A 13,969-nucleotide genomic window follows, 5' to 3' on the forward strand; every position below is an offset into this window, starting at 1 on the left:
TTTTAGGCCTCGGCGCTGCCGGACTGGGCAGCTGCAGTCTCACCGGAGACCACTTCGCCGTTGCGGCGGCGCGTGCGGGTACGACGCGTCCTGGCAGGCTTTTCAGCGCTGTCCGATGCGGCCGTGCGGGCGTCTGAGGCGCCGGCCGCTGGGGCTGCTTCGCCTTCTGACGTACGACGGCGGCGCGTACGGTTGCGTCCACCATCGCCCTTGGATTCGCTGGAGTCGGAGTCGCCGGACTTGCCGGAACGGCCACGTCCCCCGTCGCGGCCACGGCCGCCATCGCGTCCGCCGTCCCGGCCGGAACTGCCGGAGCGTGCGTTCTTCTTGCCGGTCTCGCCAAGGTCTTCAAGTACCTCGGCGTCTACGCCGGCGAGGACGCGCTTGTTGCGCGGCAGCCTGCCCTTGGTGCCCTCGGGGATGTCCAGATCGGTGTAGAGGTGCGGTGAGGAGGAGTACGTCTCAACAGGCTCGGGAACGCTGAGTCCCAGGGCCTTGTTGATCAGGCCCCAGCGGGGCATGTCGTCCCAGTCCACGAACGTGACGGCAGTGCCCTTGTTGCCTGCGCGGCCGGTGCGGCCAACACGGTGCAAGTAAATCTTCTCGTCTTCAACGCACTGGTAGTTGATGACGTGCGTGACGTCGTCGACGTCGATGCCGCGGGCGGCAACGTCGGTTGCTACCAGGACGTCCACCTTGTTGTTGCGGAAGGCCCGGAGGGCCTGCTCGCGGGCACCCTGGCCAAGGTCGCCGTGGATGGCCGCAGCGGCGAATCCGCGGTCGACGAGTTCCTCGGCAACTTTCGCTGCGGTGCGCTTGGTCTTGGTGAAGATGATGGTCCGGCCGCGCCCGCGTGACTGCAGGATACGTGCCACGACTTCGGTCTTGTCCATGCTGTGGGCACGGTAGATGAGCTGGCGGATATCGCGCTTGGTGAGGCCTTCATCGTTCGGATCAGCAGCGCGGATGTGGGTTGGCTGCGTCATGTAGCGGCGTGCCATCGCGATCACGGGGCCGGGCATCGTGGCCGAGAAGAGCAGCGTCTGCCGAACGGCAGGGGTGCCGGCGATCAGGGTCTCAACGTCCGGGAGGAAGCCAAGGTCCAACATTTCGTCCGCCTCATCAAGAATCACCATCTTGACGTTCTTCAAGCTCAGGTGCTTCTGCTTGTAGAGGTCGATCAGGCGGCCCGGGGTACCGACAACGATTTCGACGCCCTTCTGCAGGGCATCGATCTGGGGCTCGTAGGCACGGCCGCCGTAGATGGTCGCGATGCGGGCGTTGCGCTTGCGTGAAGCAGTCTGGAGGTCGTTGGCAACCTGCACCGCGAGTTCACGCGTGGGGACGATCACCAGGGCCTGGGGTGCGCCCGGGACAGCAAGCTTTTCGTAGCCGGCGTCGTCGCGGCCGACCACACGCTGGAGCGCGGGAATGCCGAAGCCCAGTGTCTTGCCTGTACCGGTCTTGGCCTGGCCGATGATGTCGTGGCCGCTCAGGGCTACGGGCAGGGTCATTGCCTGGATGGGGAAGGGATGGGTGATCCCGGCGTCGGCCAAGGACTCAACAATGTCCGCGCGGACGTTGTAGTCAGCGAACGACTTTTCTTCGATCTCGTGGGGCGTCTCATCCGAGGTGATCGTTTCCTCGGGCTCGATGGTTTCAGTTCCGGTGGAGTCCGTCAGGACTTCATGGGTATGCAATTCACTCACAGGGAGTTTCCTTATTCATTTGGGCATTGGCGCTGCATGCTCAACGGGGGCGGCGGAGCCGTACCGGAGCACGAACGGGCGCGCAAGCAAATCCAGTGGAAGCCGATCGCGGGCTATCTAAGTACTGGCACTGGTGACCAGTTGGTACATCTCAAGATCGCGTAGGGGCGGGCTTGTTGAGTTCAAAAATTCACTGAATCAACGACCGGGCATCCATTACTACAGGCTTAGTCTATCCTCTGGCGCCGGCAAAGCCCGGATCGCCGCCGGGAAGGCCGTCAGGGAAGCAGTTGGAACCGGATCTCCCTGCTGGCAATATCGGCCTTCACCAGCCGTACCCGAACGTTGGTCCCGGACTCCAACTCGCCGTCGCAGCGGGCAGTCACGGCAGGTTCGGCAATCTGGACGACGCCGTAAGGACCGCTCCCGTTTCCATTGCCGTTACCGTTGCCCGTGCCTTTTCCGTTGGCATTGCCGTTTGAAGGCTTGGACCCGGATATGACCACGGCGTCAAACTCCTGCCCGACGTGGTTGGCCACCAGCGCCGCTTCCACAGTGTCCAAGGCGGCGCGCTCGAGGCGTCCGGCCAGCTGATCCGAGGACGCCATGATGTCGGGCAGGGAGGGCAGGGCATCACGCGCCCAGGCCGGTATCGGGTGGTTATTGCTCAGGGCTTCGCAGATCACCAGGACAAAACGGTCAATGAGCCGCCGCAACGGTGCGGTGGTGTGGGCGTAGGGAGCTCCAATGGCTGCCTGAACCACATTGGCGGGCACCTCCCCGTCAAACGGAGTGTAGCCGGCGCCGCGGAACAAGGTGCCGGCCGAGTGCAGGATGGCCAGTTGCTTGGGATCGGATGCGTCCAGCGTCCGGAGGTATTCGCCGTAGGAGGTCTTGCCGTCCCAAGGCTTTCCCAGTGCGACGGTCTGCCGTTTGAAATGGAGCAGCGAACGGTCGTCCGGCGCGGGCATGGTCCGCAGGATGCCAACCTTCCCGTCAAGCATCAGTTGGGCGGCGGCCATGCCGGTCATGAGGGAGATCTGGGCATTCCAGTCCTCCACAGGCAAGGACGGGGCGGCAGCGATCCTGTACCCGCCGCCGTCGGTCGCTTGTACTATTTCCTGTTCCGGCATGTTGAGGCTTGCGCCCCCGCGCAGCCGTTCGAGTTCAACGCGCTTGAGGCCAACTTCTTTCAGGAGTTGCAGGACGGGTGGGGCTGTTCCGTCGTCGATCTGCTGCTGGGCGCCCGTGTAGCTCAGCTTGGAAGTGCTGCGAACAACAGCGCGCGCCATCGACACTGCCACCACATCCGCTTGCGCATCCAGCTCGAATTCCCAGACGAACGCACTGCAGACCTGGCCGGCCAGCAGGCTTCCGGCGTTCTCGCTGATGACCTCCGGGTGCAGGGGGATCCGCCCGTCAGGAGCGTAGAACGTCTGCCCGCGCTGCCGTGTCTCGGCATCCAGGGCGCCGCCGGGGACCACGAAGGCCGGCACGTCGGCGATGGCGTAGAGAACCTTGTATCCGTCACCGGAGCGGTCCATGAACAACGCCTGGTCCAGGTCTGTCGACGTGGCAGGGTCGATGGTCAGGAAGGGGATTTCGCGCATGTCCCGGTCCGGTAACTTCAGGGTTTCCACGGCTTGGCGTGCTTCTGCTACGGCCGCTGCCGGATATGCACCAGGAAGGTCCAGCTCGGTCCTCAGGGCAGCCAGTGCGGCGGCAAGCTGGTCCGACGAATCGTCGACGTTGGGTGCAATCCGATGATGTGACACGAAAATCAGGTTAGCCCGAATCCGGCGGATAGTCTTGGATCATGGGCACTTCCCCGGACGCTGCAGCTTCAACCGGGCAACTCGCCGCGGAGCTGCTTGGAGCAATGGCATATGGCGAGTTGTCAGCGTTTGGGCGGCTCTCCGTCGATTCCCGCTACGCCCCCACGCTTCATGACCGCTCAGTCTTGGCAAAAATCGCCGTGGGCGCCTACGGAAACTTTGCACTCCTCAACGATCGGCTGGCCGAGATGGGCATCGATCCCGAAGAGGCCATGCTGCCGTTCCAGCGCTCCTTCGACCACTTCCATGAACGCACCAAGCCAGGGGACTGGTTCGAATCCGTCATGAAGGCCTACGTCATCGATACCGTGTCATCGGACTTTTACAGGGCCGTCGCGGTATTCCTTGATGCCACGACCCAACAGTTCGTTGATCGCGTGGCTTCTCCCGATCAGGCAACGGAGGTCCTGCGTGTCCTGCTCAGGCGGGCACTGGCCGATGACCCCCGCTTGGCCTCGCGTCTGGCCCTCTGGGGCCGCCGACTGGTGGGCGAAGCACTGACGCAGGCCCAACGCGTCGGCACGGAACACCCGCAGCTGGGGCCCACGCTGAGGAGCGGCGGCGACGCCCGTGCAGCAGTCAAGAGGCTGACCGGCGACCTCGCCGAGAAGCACGCACGACGGATGACAGGCCTCGGCCTGACTGCGTAACCTCCTGGCCGCTTGCTTCCGCTATACGGTGTCCAGTGCCTGCAACAGCGACTTGGCGGCCGCCGTCGGATCCGTGGCCTCAGTGATGGCCCGGACGACGACGATGCGGCTGGCGCCAGCGGCAACCACCTGCTCCACGTTGCTGTGGTCGATGCCGCCGATGGCGAACCAGGGGAGATCCACTTCTGCGTGTTTGACCGCTTTCGCGGCAAATGTGACCAGGTCCAGACCGACGGCTTGCCGACCGGGCTTGGTCGGTGTTGCCCAGACGGGGCCGACACAGAAATAGTCCAGTCCGGTGGGGCTCGACGACGCGGCGATTGCGGCATCGATCTGCGTAGTGGTGTGCGTGGACAGGCCTATTCCCGTGACGTTCGGCAGGAGGGCCCGGGCGGCCGTCAAAGGGAGGTCCTTTTGGCCGACATGGAACACCGGAGCCCCGGAAATACCGGCAACATCGGCGCGGTCGTTCACTGCCCAAAGCTTTCCATGACGTTGGGCCACGCTGCGCAGGACAGCCAGCATTTCCAATTCTTCGGCCGCTTCCAGCGCCTTGTCGCGGAGTTGGATGATGTCCACGCCGCCCTCGAAAGCGGCGTCCACAAAGTCTTCGAAATCGCCTTGCTGTTTGCGGGCATCGGTGCACAAGTACAGGCGGGCGGCGGAGAGGGCATCAGGCTGGGTCATGGAAACCAGAGTAGTTCCTCTAAACTGGGCACGTACTGCGGGAGCCGCGACGTTCGTTATATGACCGTCCGGCTGAGAGGGCTTCAGCGCCGACCGCTTGACCTGATCCGGCTAGTACCGGCGTAGGGAAGGAAACGAATGGCAGAATCCCGCCATACCCCCCTCCACGCAGACGTGGCGGTCGTTGGGGGCGGCATTATTGGCCTTGGCATCGCCCACGGAGCCCGGCGGCTGGGCCGCTCGGTGGCACTGGTCGATCCCGCACCGGCAACCGGAGCCACTTACGCTGCGGCAGGGATGCTTGCCCCTGTCAGCGAACTGCACTACCAGGAGGAAGACCTCCTGGAACTGATGCTGGAGTCTTCGCACCTGTGGCCGTCCTTCGCGGACGCACTTTCCCGTGAAGGTACTGACACTGGATACCGCGCGACGCCGACACTCGCCGTGGGTGCCGACGCCGCCGACCGCAGGGCGCTCGCCGATCTCCGCGCCGTACAGCTTGGAGCCGGCCTGGCCGTTGAACCACTGGCCCTTCGCGACGCGAGGGTGCGCGAGCCGCTCCTCAGCCCGCAAATCTCCTGCGCCTTCGACATCCCAGCCGATCACCAAGTGGATCCCCGGAAGCTGGCGGCCTGCCTGGTGACTGAACTGGAGAACCACTCGCACCGGGACGCTACGTGGGTGCACGGAACGGATGACGGGTACGGGGTCCGTGCCGGCGCCCGCCGGTTGTTGTGGGACGGTGGGCGCGTCTCAGGAGTGGAGCTCGACTCCGGCGCCACTGTCCACGCCAGTGAAACCGTGGTGGCCAACGGTCTGGGGGCCGTGGAGTTGTCCGGACTCCCTGACGGTCTCAGCCTTCCTGTGAGGCCGGTATACGGCGACATCCTCAGGCTTCGCGTCCCCGACCACCTGCGGCCGTTGGTGACTTCCACAGTCCGCGGCATGGTGCGCGGCGTACCGGTGTACATCGTTCCCCGGGATGATGGCACCGTGGTCATCGGGGCCACCCAACGCGAGGACGGCTTGTCTGCGTCATCCAACGCTGTCTCAGCCGGCGGCGTATATCAACTTCTGCGGGATGCCCAAACCCTGGTCCCTGCCGTGGCGGAATTGGAACTCCTTGAAGCAACAGCCCGGGCCCGCCCCGGGACTCCGGATAATGCACCGCTTCTTGGCCGCGTCGCCACTACCAGCGGAGACGTTGACGGGCTGGTGATCGCCACAGGATTCTTCCGTCACGGTGTTCTCCTGACACCCGTGGCCGCCAGGATCGTGTGCGACCTGATCAACGGTTCGGCAGACCCCCGATGGGCGCACTTCCGTCCGGACCGTTTCGCCACGAACACATCCCTATCGCGGGCTCTTACGCCGGCACACGTTCCGAGTAAGGAAACAGCATGAACATCAAACTCAACGGATCCGACCACGCAGTGCCGGAGGACGCTTCCGTCAGCACACTCGTCACCGCTGTCACCGGCCGCGTCCTGGACCACCGCGGACAGGCAGCCGACGGCGGCAAGCTGGGTGTCGCCGTCGCGCGCAATTCCGAGGTGGTGCCGCGCAGCCAATGGTCTGCGACAGCGCTCGCCGCCGGAGACGAACTCGAACTCGTTACCGCAGTCCAAGGAGGCTGAAGCATGACAACAGCAAACACTGAGGTCCGCACCACGGACGTACCTACCGACGCGCTGGTGATCGAGGGCGTCGAATTCGGCTCCCGCCTGATCATGGGGACAGGAGGTGCCCCGAGCCTGGACGGTCTGGGCGCCGCACTCCTGGCCTCCGGGACCGAGCTCACCACTGTGGCCATGCGGCGCTACTCGCCGGCCGAAACCGGATCGCTCTTCCAACTCCTTGTGGACCATGGCATCCGCGTGCTGCCCAACACGGCGGGTTGCTTCACTGCCAAGGACGCCGTGATGACCGCTGAACTGGCGCGCGAGGCCCTGGAGACCGACTGGGTGAAGCTGGAAGTCATCGCGGACGAACACACACTGCTTCCGGACGCCGTGGAGCTGGTGGATGCAACGGAACAACTGGTGAACCGGGGCTTCAAGGTTTTCGCCTATACCAATGATGATCCCGTACTGGCACTCAGGCTCGAGAACCTGGGAGCCACTGCCGTCATGCCGTTGGGCTCACCCATTGGGACGGGCCTCGGCATCCTGAACCCGCACAACATCGAGCTCATCGTGTCCCGGGCCTCAGTCCCGGTGGTGCTCGATGCTGGAATCGGGACGGCATCCGACGCCGCCCTCGCCATGGAGTTGGGCTGCGACGCCGTCCTGTTGGCCACCGCAGTGACCAGGGCGCAGAACCCGGTACAGATGGGCGAAGCCTTCAAACACGCCGTCATCGCCGGTAGGCTGGCCAAGCAAGCAGGCCGGATTCCGCGGCGAGAGCACGCCTTGGCGTCCTCAGCCATGGAGGGCCGGGCAGAGTTCCTCTAGATGCAGGGTTCTCCTGTGTGGAAGGAGTAGTCGTGGCGGGCAACGATGACCACCTGACTCAGGCGGATGTCGAAGGCGCTCTTCGGGACCTTCCGGACTGGAGATATCAGGATGGCCTCGTCACCGTCTATAAAACCCCGACGGCAGCCCTGGCCCTGGCTCTTATCGCCGCGATCGGCCGGATCGCCGAAGAACAAAACCATCATCCGGATCTTGACTGGCGTTACAACCGGGTGTTCGTGCGCTACGTCTCCCACGATGCGGGTGGGCAGGTGACCCAACGCGACGTCGCCGCCGCGGCTTCCGTGAGTGAGGCCGCAGCCGGGATTGGTGCCGCCGCCCAGCCGGAGCGCTATCGGGGCGCCTGAACAGGACTGGCGGAGCGTTAAAGCAACAGTGACCATCACCCGAGGGGCGATGGTCACTGTTGCTTGGTTGTCGCTGTTAGAGCCTCAGTGCTTTGGTCAGGGCGGCAGTATCGTGCTGGGTGCGTGTTCGGCCCAGGAAGACCACTACGCCGGCGGCGGCAGCTGTCCCCAGAACGATCGGCAGGACCCAAGGGATCCACGTTGCGCCTGGCTGGTAGCCCAGACCGGCACTAATGAAAGCGATCCAGCTCAGGGTGCCCACGGCTGCAGAGACGCCGGCCGGCAAGGCGATGCCGTACTTGCCGTGCCTCTTGTCGTTGGCCCACACGATGAAGCCGGTGGCAACGGTGGCCAGAACCACCACCACGAGTGAAAGCATTAAGACTCCTTAGCGGACGACGTTAGGTGGGCAATGCCCTAGAGGGCGCCGAAACCGACGCGGCGGACTTCCTCGGCGCCAATCTCCACGTAACCCAGGACACTGCCGGGGACGATGATCTGGCGGCCCTTCTCATCGGTCAGGCGCAGTTCCGAGCCCTTGGACACGGCTTCGGCCACGATCTTGGCAACGGCATCGGCATCCAAAGCGGATTCGAGCACGATTTCACGGCCAACGTTCTGAATGCCGATCTTTACTTCCACAGCAAGGCCTCCAAGCCAATCAAGTGTTAAGTCAGTCCTCTATTTGTAGCCTAGGACTCTTTGGGGAATCGACTGATTCCGCGCCAAGCTAAACGATAGATCAGATCACTGGCCACATCGAGGTCCAGGTTTCCATCCGTTTCAAGCCAGTACCGCGCGCTGACCTGCGCCATTCCAGCCAGACCACGGCCAAGAAGTTGTGCCTCCAGGGGCGGCAGCTTGGTGTCTTCCGCAATGACGTGGGCGACTGCGTCGGCGAACGTCTTGTTGAAAGTCTCCAAACGGGAGCTGACATCGGGATCATTAATAAGGTCGGACTCGAACACCAAGCGGTGGGCTTGGTCGTCATCAGCGATAAACCTGTAATAGGCGCGCATCACAGCCTTAACGCGTTCCTTGTTGTCCGTGGTGGAGTTCAAGGCACTGAGCATCAGTTCCGTCAGCGTTGCCAAGTGGCTGTCCAGGAGGGCCATGTAGAGCTCTCGCTTGGAGGGGAAGTGCTGGTACAGCACAGGCTTGCTCACGTGGGCAGCCTCTGCGATTTCGTCCATGGCAGCGCCATGGAAACCGTTGGAGACGAATACTTCCAACGCCGCGTTCAGTAACTGTGCGCGGCGCTCGTCCCGCGGCAACCTTGGTGAACGCGTTGAACCAGCCCGTTCCTGCTTGGCTGGTGCCCCATCGTTTGCCCGTGTGCCGTCAGCCACAGTCTGCCGCCTTTCCTTTGCAGTTATGACCACTCTACTCGTGGGTAATATGACCGGGCGGCATCGGCAGGCATACATTGGGGTATGGCCTCAATTGTTGCTGCCCACTCTGCTGCGCCCGCTGTCCTGCCGCCCCTCGTTGAACCTGCTGCCGAACTCACGCCGGCCGAGGTGGAGCGATACTCCCGGCATCTCATCATTCCGGAAATCGGCGCCGTGGGCCAACGCAGGCTTAAGAATGCGAAAGTCCTCGTCATAGGCGCAGGGGGACTTGGTTCCCCGGCCCTGTTGTATTTGGCGGCTGCCGGTGTTGGCACGCTCGGCATAGTGGACGATGACGTGGTTGACCTCAGCAACCTGCAGCGCCAGGTCATCCACGGCGTCAAGGACGTGGGCATTCCAAAGATCGAGTCCGCACGCAATGCCATCACCGAACTCAATCCGTTGGTGAGCGTGGTGCTGCACAACGTTCGCCTCGACTCCTCGAACGCCCTGGACTTGTTTGCGCAGTATGACCTCATACTGGATGGCGCCGACAACTTCGCCACCCGATACCTCGTGAACGACGCCGCAGCCATTCTCGGCAAACCTTACGTATGGGGTTCCATCTTCCGTTTTGACGGCCAGGTAAGTGTTTTCTGGGCTGACCACGGACCTACCTACCGGGACCTGTATCCCGAAGCGCCACCCGCCGGCTCCGTGCCGTCCTGTGGTGAGGGCGGGGTTTTCGGCATGTTGTGCGCAGCGGTTGGCTCGCTCATGGTGACCGAAGCGGTGAAGCTGATTACCGGCGTCGGGCGTTCATTGCTGGGACGCGTCGCGCTCTTTGACGCCTTGGGCGGCAGCTGGCGCGAGATCAGGGTTTCGAAGGATCCGGAAGCCGACCCCATCACCGAACTCACCGACTACGAGGCCTTTTGTGGTGTGACGCCCTTGGCTCCGACTGACCGGGACCACACCGTGTCCGCCAAGGAACTCGCCGGACTGCTGGCTGAGCGGGAGTCTGGGGAGAGGGACTTCGAGCTGGTGGATGTCCGCGAATCGGGCGAGCACAGCATCGTGAGCATCGACGGTTCCGTCCTCATACCGCAGGGCAGGATCCTCTCCGGTGAGGCGTGGGTGGACTTGCCGCTGGACAAGGACATCATCTTCCATTGCAAGGCCGGTACGCGCTCCGCTGCTGCCCTGGAAGCTGCGCAGAAGGCGGGCTACAGCCGCGTCCGGCATCTCGACGGCGGCATTCTCGCCTGGGTCCGCGACGTGGAGCCCGGGAAGCCGAGCTACTAGTTCGTTGCTGCCGGGCCGGTGCGTCTGGGAAGCTCAACCATGAGCGAAATCACGGATACACCCCAGCAGCCGCTTGGTTCGGAATTCGGACACGGCTCCACGGCCATGGACGTTGTGTCGGGAGTCGACCTCTCAGGCAGGACGGCTATTGTGACCGGCGGATACTCAGGCCTCGGACTGGAAACGGTGCGTGCCCTGGTTTCAGCCGGAGCGCAGGTAACGGTTCCGGCCCGCAGGCTGGAGCACGCCCGAGTCGTCCTTGCGGAAGCCGGCCTGGCCAACGACGTACAGATTGACCAACTGGATCTGGCAGACCAAGGCAGCGTGAAGGATTTTGCGGCACGCTTCCTGGAAGGGCAGAGCACCCTGGACATCCTGATCAACAACGCCGCCATCATGGCAAGTCCAGAGCAGCGTGTGGGGCCGGGGTGGGAAGCGCAGTTCGCCACCAATCATCTGGGGCACTACACTCTGGTCAACGTTCTCTGGCCGGCCTTGGCTGCTTCCGGTGACGCCCGCGTTGTTTCCTTGTCCTCCACCGGCCACAAGCTGTCCTCCATCCGGTTCGACGACATCAATTTCACTGCCGGCTACGACAAATGGCGAGCCTATGGCCAGGCCAAGACCGCGAATGCGCTTTTTGCCGTCGAGTTGGACCGGCTGGGCCGGGCCTTCGGCGTGCGTGCCTTCGCGGTGCACCCTGGGGGCATCATGACCGAGCTGCAACGTCACTTGCCCAAGGAAGAGATGGTGGCCGCAGGCTGGATGGACGCCGAGGGCAATCTTCGTGAGGGTTTCAAGACGCCGGAACAAGGCGCAGCGACGTCGCTGTGGGCTGCTACGTCCAAAGCGCTGGCTGGCAAGGGCGGTGTCTACTGCGAGGACTGCGATATAGCGCATCCCACGGAGAAGGAGTCACCGCTGGCGCGTTATCAGGGAGTAGACCCCCACGCCGTCGACAAGGACGCGGCAAGGAAACTGTGGGAGCTTTCCGCTGGGATGACGGGCGTGAACGCTTTCGCCTAGCGGTTGCGTCAGGCGCTTTCGGAGCGGAGTTGCTGGTGGTCCACGGGGCACTCCGCGGCCGGGGTTGCTGACTGCGGCTGTTCCACCTGGATGCCGTAGAGGGCCTCAAGGGCGGCTACATAGTCATCTTGTTGGCCGTTGGCAGCGAGTTCGCGGGCACGGACCGTCGGGATGTGGAGGAGTTGCTTGACCATGCGGCGCAGCGCGAACTCAACCTCTTCGGCGGCAGCAGTGCAACCGTGGCGGGCGCGCACCTTTTCCATCTCGGCGTCCAGGACATTCATGGTGTGGCGTCGCAGCGCCACAATGGCCGTGTCCACAGACCGGGCCTCGCGCTCTGACTCGAAGGACGCGGCAGCCCCGGTGACGATTGCGCTGGCCTGGGACAGCGATTCTGCCTGTTCCTGGGGTGCGGCGAGACGAACGGACTCAAGCGTCAGGAGCTCAACGCCGTCGAGTTCTCCCACAGCGGGGTCGAAGTCATGGGTAAGGGCAAGGTCGATCGCGATCAACGGCTTGCCCGAGTTTTCCCGGACGCGGGCAAGTTCAGCGGCCTCAACCCGGTTGTCGGAACCGCTGCAGCCAATCATGACGTCAGCTGCGGCAACAGCAGCGGGGAGCGTGTCGGCGTCGAGCGCGGTCCCACCGCGGGTGGCGACGAAGCCTTCGGCGCGGCCGGAGGAAGAATAGACGGAGACCTCAGTGCAGCCGCGTTCCCTGAGCAGCGACATTGTGGCGCCGGCGTACGCTCCGGTACCGAAGACGACTACCTGTTTGGTCGACCAATCATCGTTTTCAGCGAGGTCAGTGGCGAGGTCCAACGCAACGGAGACGATGGAGAGGCCGCGGGAGCCGAGGGCAGTCTGCGCACCGACATCCTTGGCGGTCTTGGAAGCCGCCTGGAAAAGCCGGACGAGCCCGGAGCTTGCCGTGCCTTCCTGCTGGGCGGTAATCAGTGCCCGGCGTACCTGGCCGGCGATTTCCCGTTCGCCCACAACCGCGGAGTCCAGGCCCGCGCTCACGGCGAAGAGGTGCCTGGTGACATCGGCTCCAGTGTGGGTGGCGAAGGAGCGGGATACGAGTTGCTCGTTGAGGCCGCTCAGCTCACTGATCTGCGAAACGAGGGCGGAGCGGGCTGCTTCAAGGTCGGCCCCATTGGCTGTTTCCCCGTAAACCTCGTAGCGGTTGCAGGTGGCCAACACCACCGTTCCGGAAACCACAGGGGAATCGATGAGGGCAGCGGAGGCAAGCCCAGAGGAACCGTTGCTCAACTGAGCGACAGTTTCGAGGTCGATGTCGGCGTGTGTAGCCACCAATGAGAAAAGAACCACAGCACCCCAATCATAGCTTTTTCGTAGCCCGGTAGAACAATGTGGCGCCGTGGTGATCCACACGCAGGCGAGTGATCCCGGCCACAACGGCCCGGGCGGGGCGCGACGTGACAGCTTGTCGTTATCTTTTGCCCCGGATTTTCGGCACAATCGAAGGCATGACTTCTAGCGCGGCAGCATCCAACAGTACGGCCTCCACCGCCCCGGCGGGAACCCTCGGCGCCAACCACCCGCTGAAGGACGGCCGCACCTCGGACTCCCCGTTGATCACGGCCTACCGCGGTGGCACGCCCTCCCGCAGGCCCGTGTGGTTCATGCGCCAGGCCGGTCGCTCCCTGCCCGAGTACCTGAAGGTGCGCGAGGGCGTTGCGATGCTGGACTCATGCCTGAGGCCCGAGCTGGCCGCTGAGATCACGCTTCAGCCGGTCCGCCGCCACGACGTCGATGCCGCAATCTTCTTCTCCGACATCGTCATCCCCTTGAAGCTTGCCGGGGTGGGCGTTGACATCGTCCCCGGTGTGGGCCCGGTTTTGGACAAGCCCGTGCGCACGGCTGAGGACGTGGCGGCACTTCCCACCCTGACCTGGGAAGCGCTTGAACCCATCCGCGAAGCCGTCCGCCTGACCGTTGCCGAACTTGGCAAGACGCCGCTGATCGGGTTCGCCGGTGCACCGTTCACCCTTGCTGCCTACATGGTTGAGGGAAAGCCGTCGCGTGACCACCTCGGCCCGCGGACCATGATGCACGCTGATCCTGAAACGTGGGAAGCCTTGGCGAACTGGGCAGCCGATACTTCCGGCATGTTCCTGCAGGCGCAACTTGAGGCCGGCGCTTCGGCCGCACAACTCTTTGACTCCTGGGCAGGATCCCTGGGTCTGGCCGACTACACCAAGTACGTGGCACCTGCCTCGACGCGGGCCCTCGACCACGTCCGCGGTTTGGGGGCTCCGCTGATTCACTTCGGCACCGGCACGTCCGAGCTCCTGGTCGCCATGCGCGATGTCGGGGTGGACGTGGTGGGCGTTGACTACCGCCTGCCCCTCGATGAGGCCAATCGTCGCTTGGGTGGAACAGTGCCGTTGCAGGGGAACATCGATCCCGCGCTGCTTTCGGCACCGTGGGAGGTCCTTGAAGCACACGTCCGCGAGGTCATCGCGGCAGGCGCGCACGCGCCGGGCCATGTCCTGAACCTCGGCCACGGCGTTCCTCCGGAGACGGACCCCACGGTACTGACGCGCGTCGTGGAGCTCATCCACTCGATCGCCGCAGAGTAG

At 63.9% G+C, this 13,969-nt stretch carries 15 protein-coding genes and 1 riboswitch; of the genes, 8 read left to right on the top strand and 7 right to left on the bottom strand.

The features are described 5' to 3' along the window. Positions 1-2 precede the first annotated feature (2 nt). Positions 3-1,709 carry a DEAD/DEAH box helicase gene (locus tag LN996_RS00105; protein ID WP_231337924.1) on the bottom strand — a complete coding sequence of 569 codons (1,707 nt, stop codon included), beginning with the start codon at positions 1,707-1,709 and terminating at the stop codon, positions 3-5. 278 nt (positions 1,710-1,987) lie between these two features. Next, positions 1,988-3,484, bottom strand: a complete 1,497-nt coding sequence (locus LN996_RS00110) for an RNB domain-containing ribonuclease (RefSeq protein WP_231337925.1) — start codon at positions 3,482-3,484, stop codon at positions 1,988-1,990. Between the two features lie 41 nt (positions 3,485-3,525). Between LN996_RS00110 and LN996_RS00115 the strand changes: the two genes are divergently transcribed. Then, positions 3,526-4,194, top strand: coding sequence for a ferritin-like fold-containing protein (locus LN996_RS00115; protein ID WP_231337926.1), 669 nt, complete (start codon positions 3,526-3,528; stop codon positions 4,192-4,194). A gap of 21 nt (positions 4,195-4,215) precedes the next feature. Here the strand turns inward: LN996_RS00115 and thiE are convergent, their stop codons facing one another. Beyond that, a complete protein-coding gene (gene thiE, locus LN996_RS00120; RefSeq protein ID WP_231337927.1) occupies positions 4,216-4,881 on the bottom strand; it encodes a thiamine phosphate synthase in 666 nt (221 codons plus the stop codon). A 27-nt stretch (positions 4,882-4,908) separates the two neighbouring features. Continuing rightward, a riboswitch (TPP riboswitch) is annotated at positions 4,909-5,027 on the top strand. On the opposite strand from thiE, the gene thiO reads away from it, so the two are divergent. The 4 genes from thiO (at position 5,020) to LN996_RS00140 (ending at position 7,702) form a co-directional block, all read left to right on the top strand. Further along, positions 5,020-6,285: a glycine oxidase ThiO gene (gene thiO, locus LN996_RS00125; protein WP_231337928.1), complete on the top strand. Its 1,266-nt coding sequence runs from the start codon at positions 5,020-5,022 to the stop codon at positions 6,283-6,285. It overlaps the preceding riboswitch by 8 nt. Continuing rightward, positions 6,282-6,518, top strand: coding sequence for a sulfur carrier protein ThiS (thiS, locus tag LN996_RS00130; protein WP_159703647.1), 237 nt, complete (start codon positions 6,282-6,284; stop codon positions 6,516-6,518). The genes thiO and thiS overlap by 4 nt, the downstream gene beginning before the upstream one ends. Before the next feature lie 3 nt (positions 6,519-6,521). Next, positions 6,522-7,334: a thiazole synthase gene (locus LN996_RS00135; protein ID WP_256491633.1), complete on the top strand. Its 813-nt coding sequence runs from the start codon at positions 6,522-6,524 to the stop codon at positions 7,332-7,334. Between the two features lie 17 nt (positions 7,335-7,351). After that, positions 7,352-7,702, top strand: a complete 351-nt coding sequence (locus LN996_RS00140) for a 4a-hydroxytetrahydrobiopterin dehydratase (RefSeq protein WP_231337929.1) — start codon at positions 7,352-7,354, stop codon at positions 7,700-7,702. Between the two features lie 76 nt (positions 7,703-7,778). Here the strand turns inward: LN996_RS00140 and LN996_RS00145 are convergent, their stop codons facing one another. From LN996_RS00145 to LN996_RS00155, 3 genes are read right to left on the bottom strand one after another with little or no spacing between them, the layout of a single operon-like run. Continuing rightward, entirely contained in the window at positions 7,779-8,081 is a 303-nt protein-coding gene (locus LN996_RS00145) for a hypothetical protein (protein ID WP_231337930.1), read from the bottom strand. A 38-nt stretch (positions 8,082-8,119) separates the two neighbouring features. Beyond that, the gene (locus LN996_RS00150) at positions 8,120-8,344 is read right to left on the bottom strand and encodes a DUF3107 domain-containing protein (RefSeq protein WP_026539987.1); all 225 of its coding nucleotides are present in this window, start codon (positions 8,342-8,344) and stop codon (positions 8,120-8,122) included. A gap of 50 nt (positions 8,345-8,394) precedes the next feature. Next, entirely contained in the window at positions 8,395-9,129 is a 735-nt protein-coding gene (locus LN996_RS00155) for a TetR/AcrR family transcriptional regulator (protein ID WP_231337931.1), read from the bottom strand. Between the two features lie 6 nt (positions 9,130-9,135). Between LN996_RS00155 and moeB the strand changes: the two genes are divergently transcribed. Both moeB and LN996_RS00165 read left to right on the top strand, forming a co-directional pair. Continuing rightward, positions 9,136-10,338, top strand: a complete 1,203-nt coding sequence (gene moeB / locus LN996_RS00160) for a molybdopterin-synthase adenylyltransferase MoeB (protein ID WP_231337932.1) — start codon at positions 9,136-9,138, stop codon at positions 10,336-10,338. A 39-nt stretch (positions 10,339-10,377) separates the two neighbouring features. Next, positions 10,378-11,364 (top strand): SDR family NAD(P)-dependent oxidoreductase, encoded by a 987-nt coding sequence (locus LN996_RS00165; RefSeq protein WP_231337933.1) that lies wholly within the window; start codon positions 10,378-10,380, stop codon positions 11,362-11,364. 8 nt (positions 11,365-11,372) lie between these two features. Here LN996_RS00165 and LN996_RS00170 read toward each other — a convergent pair whose 3' ends face one another. Then, positions 11,373-12,695: a glutamyl-tRNA reductase gene (locus LN996_RS00170; RefSeq protein ID WP_231337934.1), complete on the bottom strand. Its 1,323-nt coding sequence runs from the start codon at positions 12,693-12,695 to the stop codon at positions 11,373-11,375. A gap of 158 nt (positions 12,696-12,853) precedes the next feature. Here LN996_RS00170 and hemE point away from each other — a divergent pair, with 158 nt between their 5' ends. After that, positions 12,854-13,969, top strand: a complete 1,116-nt coding sequence (gene hemE / locus LN996_RS00175; RefSeq protein WP_231337935.1) for a uroporphyrinogen decarboxylase — start codon at positions 12,854-12,856, stop codon at positions 13,967-13,969.

The sequence above is a fragment of the Arthrobacter sp. AK01 genome (genome assembly GCF_021109375.1).
In the GTDB taxonomy this organism is placed as follows: Bacteria; Actinomycetota; Actinomycetes; order Actinomycetales; family Micrococcaceae; genus Arthrobacter.